This is a genomic window from Streptomyces sp. NPDC006602, assembly GCF_042870385.1.
Lineage (GTDB): Bacteria > Actinomycetota > Actinomycetes > Streptomycetales > Streptomycetaceae > Streptomyces.
In genome coordinates, this window is sequence record NZ_JBIAHG010000011.1 from 153883 (window position 1) to 169416 (window position 15534).

General features: G+C 60.0%; 21 protein-coding genes, 2 tRNA genes and 1 pseudogene. 21 read left to right on the top strand and 3 right to left on the bottom strand.

Annotated elements, in window-relative coordinates; genetic code table 11:
- Positions 1–66: 66 nt before the first annotated feature.
- The 3 genes from ACFYO2_RS26700 to ACFYO2_RS26710 all read right to left on the bottom strand — a co-directional run bounded on the left by ACFYO2_RS26700 (position 67) and on the right by ACFYO2_RS26710 (position 639).
- Positions 67–141: transfer RNA gene (locus ACFYO2_RS26700), tRNA-Ile, on the bottom strand.
- Positions 142–223: 82 nt separating this feature from the next.
- A tRNA-Phe gene (locus ACFYO2_RS26705) sits at positions 224–297 on the bottom strand.
- Positions 298–639: an HNH endonuclease gene (locus ACFYO2_RS26710; RefSeq protein ID WP_388353927.1), complete on the bottom strand. Its 342-nt coding sequence runs from the start codon at positions 637–639 to the stop codon at positions 298–300.
- Between the two features lie 488 nt (positions 640–1127).
- Between ACFYO2_RS26710 and ACFYO2_RS26715 the strand changes: the two genes are divergently transcribed.
- The 21 genes and pseudogenes from ACFYO2_RS26715 to ACFYO2_RS26815 all read left to right on the top strand — a co-directional run bounded on the left by ACFYO2_RS26715 (position 1128) and on the right by ACFYO2_RS26815 (position 15530).
- Positions 1128–1619, top strand: a complete 492-nt coding sequence (locus ACFYO2_RS26715; RefSeq protein WP_388353930.1) for a hypothetical protein — start codon at positions 1128–1130, stop codon at positions 1617–1619.
- A gap of 560 nt (positions 1620–2179) precedes the next feature.
- Positions 2180–2974, top strand: a complete 795-nt coding sequence (locus ACFYO2_RS26720) for a RecB family exonuclease (protein WP_388353933.1) — start codon at positions 2180–2182, stop codon at positions 2972–2974.
- 19 nt (positions 2975–2993) lie between these two features.
- Complete coding sequence (locus ACFYO2_RS26725) at positions 2994–3938, top strand: AAA family ATPase (RefSeq protein ID WP_388353936.1); 945 nt, start codon at positions 2994–2996, stop codon at positions 3936–3938.
- Between the two features lie 37 nt (positions 3939–3975).
- Positions 3976–4323 (top strand): hypothetical protein, encoded by a 348-nt coding sequence (locus ACFYO2_RS26730; RefSeq protein ID WP_388353939.1) that lies wholly within the window; start codon positions 3976–3978, stop codon positions 4321–4323.
- Entirely contained in the window at positions 4323–4760 is a 438-nt protein-coding gene (locus ACFYO2_RS26735) for an endonuclease VII domain-containing protein (RefSeq protein WP_388353942.1), read from the top strand. Before ACFYO2_RS26730 ends, ACFYO2_RS26735 begins: the two co-directional genes overlap by 1 nt.
- Entirely contained in the window at positions 4753–5031 is a 279-nt protein-coding gene (locus ACFYO2_RS26740; protein ID WP_388353945.1) for a hypothetical protein, read from the top strand. The genes ACFYO2_RS26735 and ACFYO2_RS26740 overlap by 8 nt, the downstream gene beginning before the upstream one ends.
- A 35-nt stretch (positions 5032–5066) precedes the next feature.
- Positions 5067–5369, top strand: a complete 303-nt coding sequence (locus ACFYO2_RS26745) for a hypothetical protein (RefSeq protein WP_388353948.1) — start codon at positions 5067–5069, stop codon at positions 5367–5369.
- Between the two features lie 123 nt (positions 5370–5492).
- Positions 5493–5702 (top strand): annotated as a pseudogene (locus ACFYO2_RS26750) (hypothetical protein); the annotation flags it as partial.
- A gap of 25 nt (positions 5703–5727) precedes the next feature.
- A complete protein-coding gene (locus ACFYO2_RS26755) occupies positions 5728–6417 on the top strand; it encodes a topoisomerase (RefSeq protein WP_388353950.1) in 690 nt (229 codons plus the stop codon).
- Positions 6414–6818 carry a DUF3310 domain-containing protein gene (locus ACFYO2_RS26760; RefSeq protein WP_388353952.1) on the top strand — a complete coding sequence of 135 codons (405 nt, stop codon included), beginning with the start codon at positions 6414–6416 and terminating at the stop codon, positions 6816–6818. Before ACFYO2_RS26755 ends, ACFYO2_RS26760 begins: the two co-directional genes overlap by 4 nt.
- A gap of 273 nt (positions 6819–7091) precedes the next feature.
- Positions 7092–7463: a hypothetical protein gene (locus ACFYO2_RS26765; protein ID WP_388353955.1), complete on the top strand. Its 372-nt coding sequence runs from the start codon at positions 7092–7094 to the stop codon at positions 7461–7463.
- Positions 7460–8269: a metallophosphoesterase gene (locus ACFYO2_RS26770; protein WP_388353958.1), complete on the top strand. Its 810-nt coding sequence runs from the start codon at positions 7460–7462 to the stop codon at positions 8267–8269. The genes ACFYO2_RS26765 and ACFYO2_RS26770 overlap by 4 nt, the downstream gene beginning before the upstream one ends.
- On the top strand, positions 8266–8817 hold the full coding sequence (locus tag ACFYO2_RS26775; protein WP_388353961.1) for a hypothetical protein: 552 nt from the start codon (positions 8266–8268) through the stop codon (positions 8815–8817). Before ACFYO2_RS26770 ends, ACFYO2_RS26775 begins: the two co-directional genes overlap by 4 nt.
- A complete protein-coding gene (nrdJ, locus tag ACFYO2_RS26780; RefSeq protein ID WP_388353964.1) occupies positions 8814–10811 on the top strand; it encodes a ribonucleoside-triphosphate reductase, adenosylcobalamin-dependent in 1998 nt (665 codons plus the stop codon). The genes ACFYO2_RS26775 and nrdJ overlap by 4 nt, the downstream gene beginning before the upstream one ends.
- A gap of 135 nt (positions 10812–10946) precedes the next feature.
- Positions 10947–11396: a hypothetical protein gene (locus tag ACFYO2_RS26785; RefSeq protein WP_388353967.1), complete on the top strand. Its 450-nt coding sequence runs from the start codon at positions 10947–10949 to the stop codon at positions 11394–11396.
- 112 nt (positions 11397–11508) lie between these two features.
- Complete coding sequence (gene thyX, locus ACFYO2_RS26790; RefSeq protein ID WP_388354217.1) at positions 11509–12177, top strand: FAD-dependent thymidylate synthase; 669 nt, start codon at positions 11509–11511, stop codon at positions 12175–12177.
- Positions 12178–12191: 14 nt separating this feature from the next.
- Positions 12192–12818 (top strand): SAM-dependent methyltransferase, encoded by a 627-nt coding sequence (locus ACFYO2_RS26795; protein ID WP_388354219.1) that lies wholly within the window; start codon positions 12192–12194, stop codon positions 12816–12818.
- 14 nt (positions 12819–12832) lie between these two features.
- Positions 12833–14623 (top strand): DNA polymerase, encoded by a 1791-nt coding sequence (locus tag ACFYO2_RS26800; protein WP_388353970.1) that lies wholly within the window; start codon positions 12833–12835, stop codon positions 14621–14623.
- A gap of 12 nt (positions 14624–14635) precedes the next feature.
- Positions 14636–14905 (top strand): hypothetical protein, encoded by a 270-nt coding sequence (locus tag ACFYO2_RS26805; RefSeq protein ID WP_388353973.1) that lies wholly within the window; start codon positions 14636–14638, stop codon positions 14903–14905.
- A gap of 11 nt (positions 14906–14916) precedes the next feature.
- On the top strand, positions 14917–15273 hold the full coding sequence (locus ACFYO2_RS26810) for an SLOG family protein (RefSeq protein WP_388354222.1): 357 nt from the start codon (positions 14917–14919) through the stop codon (positions 15271–15273).
- Positions 15273–15530, top strand: a complete 258-nt coding sequence (locus ACFYO2_RS26815) for a hypothetical protein (RefSeq protein ID WP_388353975.1) — start codon at positions 15273–15275, stop codon at positions 15528–15530. The genes ACFYO2_RS26810 and ACFYO2_RS26815 overlap by 1 nt, the downstream gene beginning before the upstream one ends.
- The last annotated feature ends 4 nt before the right edge of the window (positions 15531–15534 follow it).

The following is a 15534-nucleotide window of genomic DNA, read 5'->3' on the forward strand; positions in this document are numbered from 1 at the left end:
TTTCACGGACAGGTGCACGCCGCCTAAGTCGCGCTTTAAGCCCTCAGGAAAGGGCGCCTGTCCTCGTTGACCATCCAGGATTTGAACCTAGGACCCCCGCCTTATCAGGGCGGCGCTCTAACCAGACTGAGCTAATGGCCATAGACCCGGCAGGGATCGGGCTGCGGTCCGATATCGCATACACCCGCCGGGCTACCCCGTGTTACTCGGCACGGGTACCTCGTCGGCCCCACTGGATTCGAACCAGTGACCTCCGGGATTTCACTCCGGTGCTCTTCTCGCCTGAGCTAGAGGCCGTTACTGCTTCCGCCGTTCCTTGGCGGTCTTCTCTGCATGGCACTGCCGGCACAGGGTCTGTGCGTTGTCCAGGGTCCACGTACCGCCCTGGGCGATGGGAAGGATGTGGTCGACCTCCAGGGCCTCACGCTCACCGCAGAGGACACAGGCGAATCCGTCGCGAGCGAGAGCCCGCGGCCTGACTCGTCGGTCCCATAGTCGGCGGGCAGCGTCCCGGAGCTGGTTCCTCGCGCTGGTGCGTGACCAGGGGCGGTCAGGTGGCGCATGGTCGTCGCATCGGCCGGACCGTGCGGTTCGCTTAGTGCACCCGCGAACGAGGCAGATCGACGCAGCCCGAGGCATGGCCTCCACCCCTATTCGCTTGTGTGTTCGAACGTATCTAGTCGCCTTAGCTGATCCCTTACGCCAACAGGCTTGGTGGTGGCCCCGGAGGCTTCTAGTCTGGCTCCGGGGCCACTCGCCCCGTCTGGCTCTCTACCTGGGTTGACCACCACAGGGAGACTCAACAGAGGGGGAAGACTGCTGTTGAACGGACCAGTGACGGACTAACCCAGTCCCATTTCAACAACAAGTTTCAGTTACTTAGAGTAGTAGTAGAGCTACCGGAACAACTGCATCCGTTCTCTTTGGCTCTCACTAAGTATGTACGTGTCCTCTGGCCCTGCCTCGGACACTGTGGCGCTGGTCTGAGACCTGGATCACACTGGTATCAATACGCGGTGCCTGGCCCCAGCTAGGCCCGCTACAGTACGTAGACTCTCCGCGCACCTACCCGCTGGAGGTGGCTGAACCCACAATGATGAATAGCGAATAGCGATAAGGGACGGGAAATGAGAAGGCCAATTCTTCCCAGTGATACCGAGCTTCTGAAGAAGGAAGAAGCTGGGTTGACCCATCGCGAAATCGGCATCGAGTTCGGCGTGAGTCGGCAGGCCGTTACCAAGCGGTTCAACGCCATGGGGAAGTACGTTCGTGCCGCCTATCGGGATGCCACGGCTCTTCTCCCCTGGGATCTAACCAATCACCCCGCCAAGGATGCGCTCAGGAAGGACGAGAGCTTTTGGGGGCTCCGGGCCTTCGTCCGTCAGCAGATGGGCGGGGAGGTCTCCAAGCGGTCAGAACTGGCGTTGCGCACATTCGAGAACCACATCAAGGCTGGACAAGTCCTAGACCTGGATCCTGTCCAAGGTGTTCGCTGGGTGAGGCGCGAACCTGAGCGGGATGGCTCTCTCGTCATCAGGTGGCCGGACGACGTTCCTCAAGACGAGCGGACGGCGCTGTTCCGTTACTCCCCAGCTCAGAGCGGTGCTACCGCCGAGTAGCTAGATCGACCCGACGAGGCCCGAGTAGGTATGACCTACGAGGGCCTGTTTTGGTTGCATTGCGAACATATAGCGCTTGCTGTGATCCTGACCACACCAGTTTTCACATTTGCTTCACGTCTGCACAGGCGTACTCTCGTTTCTCACCGGCCGGTCGCTCGCACGACCGTTCGAGGCAGTTGGGGCGGGGAGAGCGAGGGGGACGGTGGTACTCATGGTCACGGGGGCGGTCTGCCGGGGGCAGACGCGTGCCGAGCTGCGGGCAGTGATACACGCGGCTCAGGTCGTGCAGCGGGCGGAGGTCTACACGTCCGATGCTCTGCGCATCAAGCGTGTGGCGACGCTGACCGCTGGGACGTACTTCATCGTCACTGAGTCGGATGCCTTGTGGGACGAGGATGTATCGGCTCTCTTGAGGGTCAGCGCGGAACTCAGGTCGCCTTGGCGAAATAGGGTTGTGGAAACGGACTCTTACGATCACCCTCACAGGTGGTTTCCGTTGTCCACGAAGTTCTGGGTGCACGTGGTGCATCCCGAGTTGCAACCCGATTGGGAGGCCCATGAGCGACCGTTTTTCTGTGCTGGCAACCATGTCAAGGTCAGTCAGCCAAGCAGAGCAGTACGAAAAGTGCCCGCACCAGTACGAGCTACAGCGGCTTAGGAAGGTAAAGCCCCGCCCGGCGGGGTGGTCTCATCAGGGATCGGCATTTCATCACGCCATCGAGGCGTACGAGAAAAGTGGGCGAAAGCTCACCGCGGATCAGGTAGCCGATCTGTTCCACGAGGACTACACGAGGCGCATCAACGAAAGCCTCGCGGACGAGCCGAACCTTGACCGGTGGATGACAGCCGGCACCGATGGCCAGTCGGACATTGAGGCCCGGTACGTCCTCGGGATGAAGCAGACGCGGGCGTATGTCCAGTGGGCCGAGGAGCACAAGCCTGCCATCTGGAAGGACCCCGCCGGCACCCCCGGCATCGAAAGGCACTTGACGGCTGACATCGGTGGTGTCACTGTCCAGGGCTACGTGGACCAGCTCCTAGACCAGCCTGACGGGTCGGTCCGGGTGCGGGACCTCAAGACAGGCAGCACGAAGAGCAAGTTCCAGCTCCAGACGTACGGGGTCCTGGTACGGAAGGTTCTGGGGGCGGAGGTCAATGATGCGGACTGGTACATGGCCAAGACGGGCGGCCTGTCTCGACCTGTCGACCTGACAGGCGTGACGGAGGCTGACGTTGCGGATCGTTTCGTGAAGATGGACCAGGGCGTGAAGGCGGGGGAGTTCCCTGCCAAGCCTGGTTTTCACTGCCGATTCTGTGATGTCGCTTACGCCTGTTCCTCACGGCGCGGGTAAAACGTCATTGCTCAGGTGAGTGACGCTGGCATATGCTGTAGATAGCAGGACACGCCCCATCCGGGGCTTTTTTAAGGCAATGAAAGTTGCCTGCCGGGTGGGGCGTGCGAACAGGAAGGAAGGTGAGCCGTTGTTCTCCCTCGCGCAGTCGGTAAGGATTCGGGGGGCCGCTGGCGAGCCGATTCCACACACGTTCAAGTCACTGAGGCGGCTAGAGGTCGAGTTCCGGCGGTCGGAGCTTTCTCTAGTGGTTGCGGGACCTGGCACGGGCAAAAGTCTCTTCGCGCTGTTCCTGGCGATGACGGCTAATGTCCCAGTCCTGTACTTCTCTGCTGACTCAAGTTCCGCAACGCAGGTATCTAGGGCCACGGCGATGATCACCGGGGACGACTCCAAAACCGTCAAGCGCGCCTTGACGGAAGGTGATTTCACGGAGTATGAAGCGGCCCTAGGAAAGCGGTGGTGGACGAGATTCAATTTCTCGGCCAGGCCGACCCAACAGGAGATTGAGGTTCACCTCTTGTGTTATCTGGAGGTATACGGATGTACACCTCACCTTCTGGTGGTCGACAATGTTACGAATGTTGACACGGGAGTCGTAGGGGATGCGGAGAGCTTCACATTTGGCTTGGAGGGCCTGTGCGAATATCTGGACGACATGGCGCGGGCAACGGCCGCTCATGTGCTCGGCCTCCACCATGTCACTGGTGAACACTCTGACGGCCTCAAGCCCATTCCGCTAAGTGGAGTGAAGGGCAAGGTGCACCGCGTGCCCTCGCTCATCCTGACGATTCACAAAGAGGTTGACGGAATGAACAGCCGCATCCTTAATGTGAGCCCAGTGAAGAACAGAGAAGGATTCGAGGACTCCTCCGGGGGGACCTTCGCTAGCTTCCGACTCAACCGCACCAACCTGCGGTTGGAGGAGCTTGACGAGGAGTTCCCGGATTCTTTCGCTGGTTAATAAGTTGCCTGCCGGGTATGAAAGGCGTACGTTGAAGATGGAAAGCACAACGAAGGTGCAGAGCATCAGGGGCGGCTTCAAGGCTGAGCGTGAGTTCGGCTTCGCGCTTGAGGGCCGGTTTCCCGGCCTGGATCTGTCGGGGGTGGACACTGAGGGTGTCGCCATGGTCGTTGAGATCAGCGACCCTAAGCGTCTGAATCTGCACCAGCTTTCCAGGGTTCTCGTGGGGGCCGCCAAGGGCGGGGTGAAGACGGCAGTCATCGACTTCCAGAACAAGGGCCTGACAACGGCGGTGCCGCTGTTCAACCTGTTCGCCATGGTGGACGAGAACGCCCGGCTCAAGGAACTCCGCAAGCTGGAGAAGGCCATCAGGACGGGGGTCTAATGGCCGAACCCCGCAAGGGATACCGGGAGTGCACAAAGTGCGGGAAGAACAGGTCTGAGAGGTTCTACACCTCCTCTCGGGGGAAGGTCTGTTCTTCCTGCCGCAAGGCGGGCCGCCGGCAGGCATCACGTAACGCGCGACTACAGGCAACATACGGGCTATCTGCCGAGGAGTACCGGCGCCTCTTCGAGGCGCAAGGGGGAAAGTGCGCGATCTGCCAAGAGACGCGCAAGACCAATTTGGCCGTGGACCACTGTCATAAGACAGAGGCGGTTCGCGGCCTTCTTTGTGCCCGCTGCAACTCGCAGCTCCTAGCCCGAGGGGCTAGGGACCGGCCTGAGGTACTAAGGCGGGCAGCCGACTACCTAGAGAACTATCCAGCTTGGAAAGTCCTCGGACCTCGTTACACATTCGACAAAGGGAACGAAAATGGCTGAGGCTGTAAGCACCACCGTTGAGAAGCTCGTCACCGAGAAGAAGAAGGTTACGGCCTTCAACCTGACGCTCTCGGCGGAAGAGGCTGAGGCGCTCATGGCGCTGGTCGGCAACATTTCCGGGGACTCGAATTCACCGCGCATGCACACCGATTCCGTGTACTACGCCCTCAGCAACGCCGGTGTCTCCGTGCGCGACAAGGACGTTTCCAAGCAGATGACAGGCAACCTGCGTTGGCTCTCGCAGCCCAAGGCCCCGTCCTACCGCTTCTGATCTCCCGAGTACCCAAACACCTTTAAGGATCGAACATGGCTGAGGCCAAGCGCACCATCGTGGACAAGGAAGTCAAGCGAGTTGAGAAGGTGCCGGGTATCACCCTCACCCTCACCATCGCGGAAGCGGAAACGCTGATCGCTGTGGGCGCCAAGATTGGCGGAGACCGTGAGCACAGCCCGCGGAAGCACTATGAGGCCGTCACCAAGGCCCTGCTGGGTGCTGGCGTCCGTGACTACACCGTGAGCGGTAAGCACCCGTTCAAGCACTTCGAGAGCAACACTCGGGGGCTGTACTTCAACGTCGATCCTCGGTCCGGCAGCACCTTCAATTTCTGATGAGCGACACCTACACGGGCTCTGACCCGTCGTACTCGCGGAACTGGCGCGGCAACTACCACATGTGGCAGGCCGCAGCCCGGAAGTACGAATTCCCGGTGACGCGCTACAAGGTGGGTCCAAATGGTGAGCGACAGCTCATCGAAACCACCGATCGGTAGAGTCCTCGCCCACTACTACGGGTTTGAAGCGAAGGCGACGAGTGGGCGAGTGAAAATCGCTTGCCCCCTCCCTTCACATCCGGACTCAAATCCTTCCGCGTCGGTGGATCTCGATAGAAACCGATGGAACTGCTTCGCCTGCAACCTGAGCGAAGACAGCTATGCCGTGATCATGAGGGAGGAAGGTATTGGCTTCCTTGAAGCCAAAGAACACGCACGTACAGAATTCGGTGGAGATAGCCAAGCGATATCACCAGAGCTACCAGGGCAGTCCGGCCGAGGAGTACGTAGCGGCTCGGGGCCTCGCCAAGGTGGCAAGCAGCTTCGGCCTGGGCTACGTCGATTCGGCGATACCTGGGCATGAGCGTTACGCGGGCTACCTGGCTCTCCCCTACATCCGCCCTGCCGGCGGAGAGGACGGGGTGGCAACCGTTCGCTTCAGGTGCATCGCAGATGCGTGCGTGAAGGACTCTGACGGGACGTACTTCTTCCTGAAGGGTGAGAAGGAACGGCACCAGGAGCACGGCAAGTACAGGTCACTTCCTGGGGACCCCCCGAGGCTCTACAACACGTCGGCCCTGATCGAGCCCAGTCCGGTCCTGGTGGTCGTTGAGGGCGAGTTCGACACCCAGTCTTGGGCTCTCGCCGGAATCCCCTCTGTGGGCGCCCCTGGCACCGGTACATGGCGCGACTACTGGACTCCCGCTCTCTTGGGCTACGAGACCGTTTTTCTCATCGCAGAGGACGAGCCGGGGCTTGTCTTCATGGACGAGCTAGCGGCCGATTTGCCCAATGGCAAGGTCGTGAAGATGACCGATAGCCGGGACTCCAACTCTGTACTCCTGAACTTCGGGCCTGAGGCCCTGGCGAAACGGATCGGGATGTGAAGGTCAACGACAAGGTCATCATTACCGAGGGCGAGCATTCGGGGAAGCGTGGCCGCATTGCAAGCGTGAGGCCCCCCGATTATTCCCCGTACTCCTACTACGTGAAGGTGTACGGCTCCGTTATCCGCTACCTCTGGTTCAAAGAAGACGAAGTAAGGGCGGACGTAGTGAAGAGTGACCCGCTCGGTAAGAGCGATTCCGTCAACCATCCGAACCATTACACGTGGCTTCCCAACGGCATCGAGGTAATCGACCTCACCGAGCACATGAACTTCAACCGCGGAAACGCCGTGAAGTATCTCGCTCGGGCTGGCCGGAAGTCCAAGGCAAGTGAGTTGGAAGACCTGAAGAAGGCCCGTTGGTACATCCATCGGGAGATTGCCCGGCTGGAGACCACATGAGGCGCATTGCTGTAGCTCTTGGGGCCGCTCTGGCGGCCCTTTCTCTTTCCGGGTGCAGTTCCGTGACGGAGCCGTGGAACGACGCTCCGGTGTCCTACAAGGACGACGGCCCGGCAGTCATTCACTCCATGCCAGACGGCTTCGCCAACTTCGCCTCTAAGTGCGACGGATTCGGGCACCGAGTCTTCACCACCAGGGGCGGAGACAGCGCCGGAAAGTCGATTGCCGTTATTGCTGATCCGAAGTGCTATTCCAAGAAGGGGAACAACTGACGTGATCAACGTAACCGATGCCCAGGTCAGGGAGACGCTTCATGCGGTCGTTTCCGAGCGCCCCGAGTTCGTCTACTCGTCACCTGAGTACATGGAGAACGACGAGGGCCTTTCCTGCTTCTACGTCCACGACGACGAGGACGGTAATCCGGTGAGCGCCGGTTGTGTGGTCGGTGTCGTGCTCAACCGCCTCGGTGTTCCTCTGGAGGAGCTGAAAAAGCACGAAGGCAAGACCGCCGCTCAGATGGTCAAGCACGTAGTTACCGGAGCAACCCGCAGCATCGGGATAGTGCTCAGCAACGTGCAGTTCGATCAGGACGAGGGTGCTTCCTGGGGCGAGGCTTACGCAAAGGCGACGGGGGAGACCATTTGAAGCGTGTAGTCGTCATCAGTGACCTTCAGGTTCCGTACCACGATCAGAAGGCCCTCAACAATCTGATCGGCTTCATCGGGGATTACCAGCCTGACGAGCTGTACCAGATTGGCGACCTCAATGATTATGAGACGCCAAGCCGCTGGAATGAGGGAACGAGGTACGAGTATCAGCAGCAGGTCAAGAGCGAGTCCGAGAAGACTAAGCGCGTTGTCTTCGAGCCCATCCGTGCCGTCTACGACGGACCCTTTGGGATTCTGGAGGGCAACCACGATCTACGGCCCCGTACGTACCTGAGTGCCAAGGCTCCTGCACTGGCCGAGTACGCGAGCGACTTCCACTTTTCCAAGTTGCTGGACTTCGATGCGTTCGGTATCGACCTCACCCCGCCATTTCACAAAGTGGGACCGGACACCGGACTCATCCATGGCCACGAGATCAAGGGCCTGTCGAGCATTGCAGGTACAACCGCCTACGGCCACGCAAGCAAGGCCACCATGAATCTCGTCATGGGCCACACTCACCGCCTGGGCGTCCGCCGGCACGGCCCTTCGCATCTCGGGGGAATGCGATGGGGCTTCGAGGTGGGACACCTCATGGACCCGAGGAAAGCTCAATACCTCGGTCCTGGTGCAGTGGCCAACTGGCAAGCCGGGTTCGGAATCCTCTACGTCGGAGACCACGACGTATCCCCCTACCCCGTAGACATTCGTCGAGACGGCTCTTTCGTCGTGGAAGGCGAGCGCTACGGCAGGCTAGTTCGTGGCGCAGGGGGGCGCTTTGCAAAGAAGGGGGACACCACGTGACTGTGATCGACTGGGCTCACGTGGCGGATATCGCGGACAAGGCGGCTCGGTCCATCTCCTCAGCGTGGAGTGTGGTGGAGAAGGACGACGTCAAACAAGCAATTCTGCTGCATGCCTACGAGCGCAAGACACTGATCGAGAAGAACTACACCGATACCTTCCTTTGGCAGTTCGCCAAGAAGGCCGGGACACAGTTCGCCTCAAAGGAGCGCGACGCGCGAGACGTTGAGGATGGGAATTACTACTACACCCCCGATGAGGCGAAGTTGGCCCTAGCCACCTTTGTCTACTCAGACGATGAGCTTGGTCAGATGCTCGGCAGACAGGATGACCTTCTTTCCTGCCGGATCACTGACAATCTCGTCTCCGCGCGTCTCGATGCCTCTTTGGCGCTGAACCGACTCCCCAAGCATCAGCGGGAGATCCTCATGCGGCGGTACGTCTTCGGACTCCCCCCGAAGGACGACACCGAGCGCAAAGCCAGCAACCGCGGGCTCGATGCCCTGGCTCGGCAGATGAACCGCGACCTACGAAAGGTGACTGCATGACAGCATTTCCAACCGAGACGGCCAGGACCGTCTATGAGCGTACGTACTCCCGCGTGAAGCCGAATGGCCAGCAGGAGACATGGGCGGAGACCGTTGAACGCGTCGTAGACGGCAACCTCTCTCTTGTCCCCGGGCGGTACATCGAGGCCGGGGAGCGGGCGGCATTGCTCGACCTGATCGGTAGCTTCCGGGTACTGCCGGCGGGACGTCATCTCAAGTCCAGCGGGGTCAACGACTTCGCCCTGAACAACTGTTGGGCAGCAGCCTGGGACGCGGAGCGTCCTGAGGAGCACTTCACCTTCGCTCTCCTTCGCTTGGCGGAGGGTGGAGGAGTCGGGGCCAACTACAGCTCTCGCTACTTCGACGGCTTCCCCGAGCTGGTCATCCCGGTAGAGGTCCACATCGTCTGTGACCCGGACCATGCTGACTTCCTCGACCTCGTTGAGGCTGGTCTGATCAGCACGGAGTACAGCCACGAGTGGACGGGGGCCTATCAGGTCCAGGACAGCCGTGAGGGCTGGGCTGAGGCCCTGGGAGACCTCATCCGGACCGCGCACGCTCCGGGCACGCGTCACGCAGCTCGTGTCTACGACGTGAGCCGTGTGAGGGCCAAGGGAACTCCCCTGAAGGCTTTCGGCGGTACGGCCTCGGGGCCCCAACCCTTCGGGCAGATGCTCAAGGCCGTGGGCCAGGTGCTCAGGGACGGGCACGGCCGCCCGCTGCATGGCATTGACGCTATGCAGATCGATCACGCTGTTGCTCAGTGCATCGTCTCCGGGGGCGTCCGCCGATCTGCCCGCATGTCGATCATGCATTGGCGTGACCCGCTTATCTGGTCGTTCCTGCGGATCAAGGCTGAGGGAGGTCACTGGACGACGAACATCAGCGTTGAAATTGACGACGACTTCATTCGTCTTCTCCGCAAGATGTCGTCACCGTCCATGCCGATCCTCCGGGAGATTGCAGCCGGAATGCTCCGGAACGGCGAACCCGGTGTTTGGAATTCGAGTCTGACGGCAGAGGGGGAGGTTGATGGAACGTACACGACCAATCCGTGTGGCGAGGCAACCCTTACCCCTTGGGAGCCATGCAATCTTGGTTCTGTGAACCTCGGTGCGTTCGTCAGCGATGACGGGGAGATAGACGACGAGGGGCTTCGGAAGGCACACAGGTACCTCACGAGATATCTGATACGGGCCACTTTTGCCAAGGTGGCTGATCCGAAGTCGGCTGGGGCAATTGCTCGATACCGCCGCATTGGGGTTGGACACCTGGGATTCGCTGACTTCCTGGTGAAGCTGGGGGTCAAGTATTCCAGGGCAGTGGAAGGGGGGATCGGTTATGAGCTTGATGTAATGGCTCAGACTGTCACCCTGGCTGCGAGGGAGTACGCCAACGAGCTGCGGATTCCTGTCCCGATCAAGACGCGGGTGATAGCCCCTACAGGCACGACGAGCAAGCTCGCCGGCACCAGTGGCGAGGCCGTTCACGCGCCGTTCGCGGGGTACTTCAAGCGCCGTATCCGCTTCTCTGACCTTGAGCCCTCCGAGAAGGCTCAGGTGGAGGAGTACCGGCGTAAGGGCTACCACGTGGAGCCCGACAAGTACGCGGCCAACACCTCTGTCGTTACCATTCCGACGAAAGACCCGCTTGTGGATGTCGGGGGCAGAGTCTTCCAGCACGCGGGAAATCTGACCCTCAGGGACATGCTTTCTGTGCAGGCTCTCTATCAGGAGCATTGGGCGGATCAGGCAGTGTCCTACACGGTGAACGTCGACCCCGAGGCTTATTCGGTTGACGACCTCATTGAGGCCCTGGTGCCCTTTCTTCCGAAGCTCAAGGGAACCACGATCTTCCCGGAACTCTCCTTTGAGCAACCGCCTTACGAGCGGATCACCAAGGAAGAGTACGAGGAGCTTGCGGCAGCCGTAGGAATCGACACCGCGGATACCTCTTACGACGAAATCTGTGCGTCGGGCGCCTGCCCGATCTAGGGACTTTTTTCATGCCCAGATAGTTGCCTGCCGGGTGACTAGCAACCAACCGGAGCGAGCTGAATGAGCTTCCCGAACCCATTCGATGGTCCCTCGCCCTGGGGCGAGCCCGAAACTCCAAAGGAGACCCCGCCTATGACCCAGAACACCGTGACCGCTACCACTCCGAACAAGTTCCGGATCGGCCTGACGTTCAAGGCTGCTGCCGGATACGACGCCGAATGGATCACCCCGACCGTTTACGGGGAGTCCGCCGAAGAGGTCGCGGTCAACGCGGTGGACGTGATGAAGGCCCTTGCGGACAAGGGTGTCATCGACCTCGCAGCCCTGGCGGCAAAGAAGGTTCGTGAGACCCACCAGCCGACCGCCGGAAAGGGCGGCAACTCGGCGCCGAAGACCTTCCAGGGCGGGAAGGTCCAGCCGCAGCAGGGTGCCCCGTCACCGGATAACGACTCCTGCCAGCACGGCCGGACTCTGCGGGAAGGCCAGGGCGCCAAGGGCGCTTGGGCCGCGCTGTTCTGCAACGCCCCGAAGGGCTCGCAGTGTGACCCGCTCTGGCGGCAGAAGGACGGCTCTTTCACGTAAGGGCTGACCGCTCTTTCAAGGCACCTCAGGGGGCCGGGGATTCCTCGGCCCCCTTTTCCTTTGGAGTCGTCCATTGACAGACATCACCACTAGGTCAGACGTAACCGTGAAGATGGTCAACCTATCGGCCAACGACGTAATGGTTGCCAAGGCCGCACGGGTCTCGACCATCGGCAAGCGCTCGGCCGCTGACGATCTGCCGACCGAGGGCCTTATCAACTTCCTGATGCGAGACAGGCACGGGAGCCCTTTCGAGCACAACCATTTCACGTTCCTCGTAGAGGCCCCCATATTCGTTGCCCGTGAACACATGAGGCACCGTGCCGGCTGGTCTTACAACGAGGAATCCGGCAGGTACAAGGAGCTAGAAGGCGTCTTCTACAAGCCCGCACCTGAAAGGAACCTGGTTCAGGTTGGCAAGGCGGGCGCCTATCGGTTCGAGCCAGGCAACGAGGCACAGAGGCACGTGGTTGAGCGTGACTTCTACTCGGCCTATGCGTGGGCCTTCCAGCACTACACAGGAATGCTCAACCGAGGCATTGCCCGTGAAGTGGCACGGATGGTTCTTCCTGTCGGCATCTTCACGTCGTACTACGCGACGTGCAATGCCCGATCTCTCATGCACTTCCTGAGCCTTCGAACCATCTCCGAGGACGCTCAATGTCCCTCATTCCCTCAGCGGGAAATTGAGATGGTCGCAGAGGCAATGGAGCGGGAGTTTCGGGAGTCCATGCCCTACACCCATGCCGCCTTCGTCAAGCACGGTCGCGTAGCGCCGTAGAGGGGGTACGGGGGATTCCAAAACTACTTGACCTCTACTGCTGCCAGGGGGGAGCAGGTAAGGGGTACCGCGATGCGGGGTTTGAGGTGGTGGGCGTAGACATCGCCCCGCAGCCTCGCTACCCGTACAAGTTCGTCCAGGCCCATGCGATTCAGTACCTATTCCAGCACGGGCACGAGTTCGACTTTATACATGCCTCGCCTCCGTGTCAGCGCTACAGCAAGACACAGCGAATACAGCAGAACGAACACCCCGACCTCTTGGCCCCGACTCGTGGTGCTTTGAGAGAAGTAGGTGTTCCGTGGGTGATTGAGAACGTAATGGGTGCCCAGCCGAAAATGCGGAATCCCGTTCTGCTGTGTGGGACCTACTTCGGGCTCAACACCTATCGGCATCGCCTCTTTGAGTCGGGCGGCTGGGAACTAAAGCCCCCGGATCACCCGGAGCACATAAGGCGGCAAACAAAGATGGGCCGCCGTCGAAAGCCCGACGAGATGGGGATTTACGTCGGGAACTTCATTGGGGTGGACGATGCAAAGGATGACCTAGGCGTTCCCTGGATGTCCCGAGAGGGGATCAGGGAGTGCATTCCGCCTGCCTACACGGAGTTCGTAGGAAAGGCATTCATTGAACAACTCTAGACGGGGGAGGTCTCTTGCTACATCTTACTTACCGGCTGAAGGGTCAGCCGATCTCGATTCGCGTTGTCGAGGATGAAAGGGACCTCCCTGAGTTCGAGGAGTTCATTTCTCGTCATCGCATCTTGGGGTTCGACACGGAAACCACTGGGCTCGATTGGTGGGCGGAAGGCTTCCGGTGCCGGCTGGCTCAGTTCGGTACGGGCTCTGAAGCATGGGTCATCCCCGTGGAGAAGGGCCCGGTATTCGGTGAAGCCGTGCGGTGGGCACTGCGCCGCCTTGAATGGCTTGTTGCCCACAACGGCACCTTTGACCTACATGTCGTGGAGGCAACGCTAGCAATCCCCGTGGAGGAGCTTGCTCCGAAGATGTGGGATACGCGTCTACTGGCCCACCTCGTTGACCCGAGGGCGGTTAAGGAGCGCGGGCCTGGGCTCAAGTTGGAAGAGCTGACCAAGTTCTACATCTGCGAGACGACCGCAGATGAGGTCAAGGGCTCGATCACGGGCATTGCCAAGAAGTACAAGACCACGAAGGAGAAGATTTGGAAGCTGGTTGACCTGTTCGATTCGGATTTCTTGCTCTATGCGGGCATGGACCCGGCTCTTGCATATCGCCTCTTCCAGCTTCTCTATCGCCTTGTACCGGCCCGTTCCAAGTCTCAAGGGCTCATAGGTTGGGAACACCAGCTAGCCCACGTGACAGCCAAAATGGAGCGTACCGGCTACCTCCTTGACGTCGAGTACGCCGAAAGGCGGTGTGAGGAACTCTCGGCGGAACAGCAGCGGTGGGAACTTGTCGCCAAGACGTTTGGCGTCGAGAACGTCAACAGCAACCAACAGCTCATCGACGTATTCACTGACCTTGGAGTGAAGCTCACCAAGCGAACCGCCAAGGGCAACCTGTCGATTGACGACGACGTTCTATCGGCTATCAACCACCCGCTAGCAAATGCCGTTGTCCAGGCGAAGAAGTCGGGCAAGTGGCGTAAGACCTGGTTTGAGCGAGCTTTGAATGGCCGTGACGCGAACAATCGCGTCCACGGAAGCATAAATTCGCTCCAGGCTAGAACGTCCAGGATGAGTATTTCCGGGAGCATTCCGGCTCAGACGTTCCCTGCGGGGGACGGCTATGTTCGGCACATGTTCCTTGCCGATGAGGGGCACGTTAGCTGTTCCATCGACTTCGGGAATATGGAACTCCGCTATCTGGCTGCGTTCTCTCGTGACCCAACGATGATGAACGCATTCCTCAACGGCCTGGACCTGCACCAGATAACCGCTGATGCTGCGGACGTTGCCCGCAAGATCGGCAAAATGGCGAACTTCCTTACCGTGTATGGGGGTGGCTGGGCTGCCCTCATGGAACAAGCGCACGTCGATGAGGAAACCGCACGGAAGGTGCTGGACGCCTTCGCCAGGACGTATCCGGGAGTTGGCGCATTCGGGAAACGCCTAGCGGACGAGGCCCGGCGAACAGGCTTCGTCTACACGGCAACTGGTCGTCGTCTTCCGGTCGACCCGGGCAAGTGGTTCAGGGCATTGAACTACTTCGTCCAGGGGGGATCTCGGGACGTGACGGCTCGCGCTTTGATCGAACTCGACAAGGCAGGCTTTACGCCTTATGCACGCCTCCCAATCCATGACGAGATCGTTTTTTCCTTCCCGGAGAAGGAAGCACCGGACATGGCCCGCGAAGCGGCACGGCTGATGGAGTTCTCTGTTCAGGGGCTACTCATTCCGGCTGACGCGGAAATCGGTGGACGTTCCTGGGGCAGTGTGTTGGAACTCGAAGCAAGTAAGCACTAAGAGGGGGATGTAGTGAACGAGAACGAGAACGAGAACGAGAAGACCGAAGCCGCGGGCTCCTTCGAGGAGCTGATTTCGGGCATTGAGACCGAGATGAACGCTGAGCGACTGCATAAGCAGGGCGCCTATGCGGTCACTGCCGCTCGCATCTCGGGGACTGTCATCACTGAGGCTGTGGCCTCGGGCGTGCCTTACGAACTGGCTAAGGAGATGGCGGCAGACACCTGGAACTCCATCATGGGCTTTCACCCGCTCTTGGAGGCCGAAGAGAGCCAGGGCTGATCCGGCTTCTCATCACCGGCTCTCGGACATGGTCTGACGTTGGCCTTCTACAAGGGGTCATCGGAGAGGTTCTCTGGCTCGGGAGGTACAGGCCCCGTGATTGCCTTCTGATTCATGGGGCCTGCCCTCGGGGGGCCGATGCCATGGCCGACCGCTTCGCACGAGAGATCGGGATGAACGTCCGCCGGCACCCGGCTGACTGGGACGCCTACGGGAAGCGTGCCGGATTCCTCCGCAACGCGGAGATGGTCAGTGCTGGAGCTGACCTCTGTTTGGCCTTAATCAAGGGCGGGAGCCCTGGGGCCTCAATGACTGCAAGCCTCGCCAAGAAGGCGGGGATACCCACTCAGATTTACGAGGACATGTGATGGCGACGTTTCCGCGCTACGAGTACGAGGGCAATAGCCAGTCTCACAAGCTCGACCTGACGAACATTCCGAAGGAGTGCGTCACGGTAACCGTCAGCATCAAGGACGAGAAGCTGAAGGACGCGATTCAGGGTCGGATTTCTGCGCTGAAGGGGAGCAAGGCCCGTGCCATTGATTTTGAGCAGTGGGGTGCGGTTCACAGGATCGAAATCAAGCTGAATGTTCTTGAAAGCGTCCTCAAGGAGGCGAACGTCTGATGTT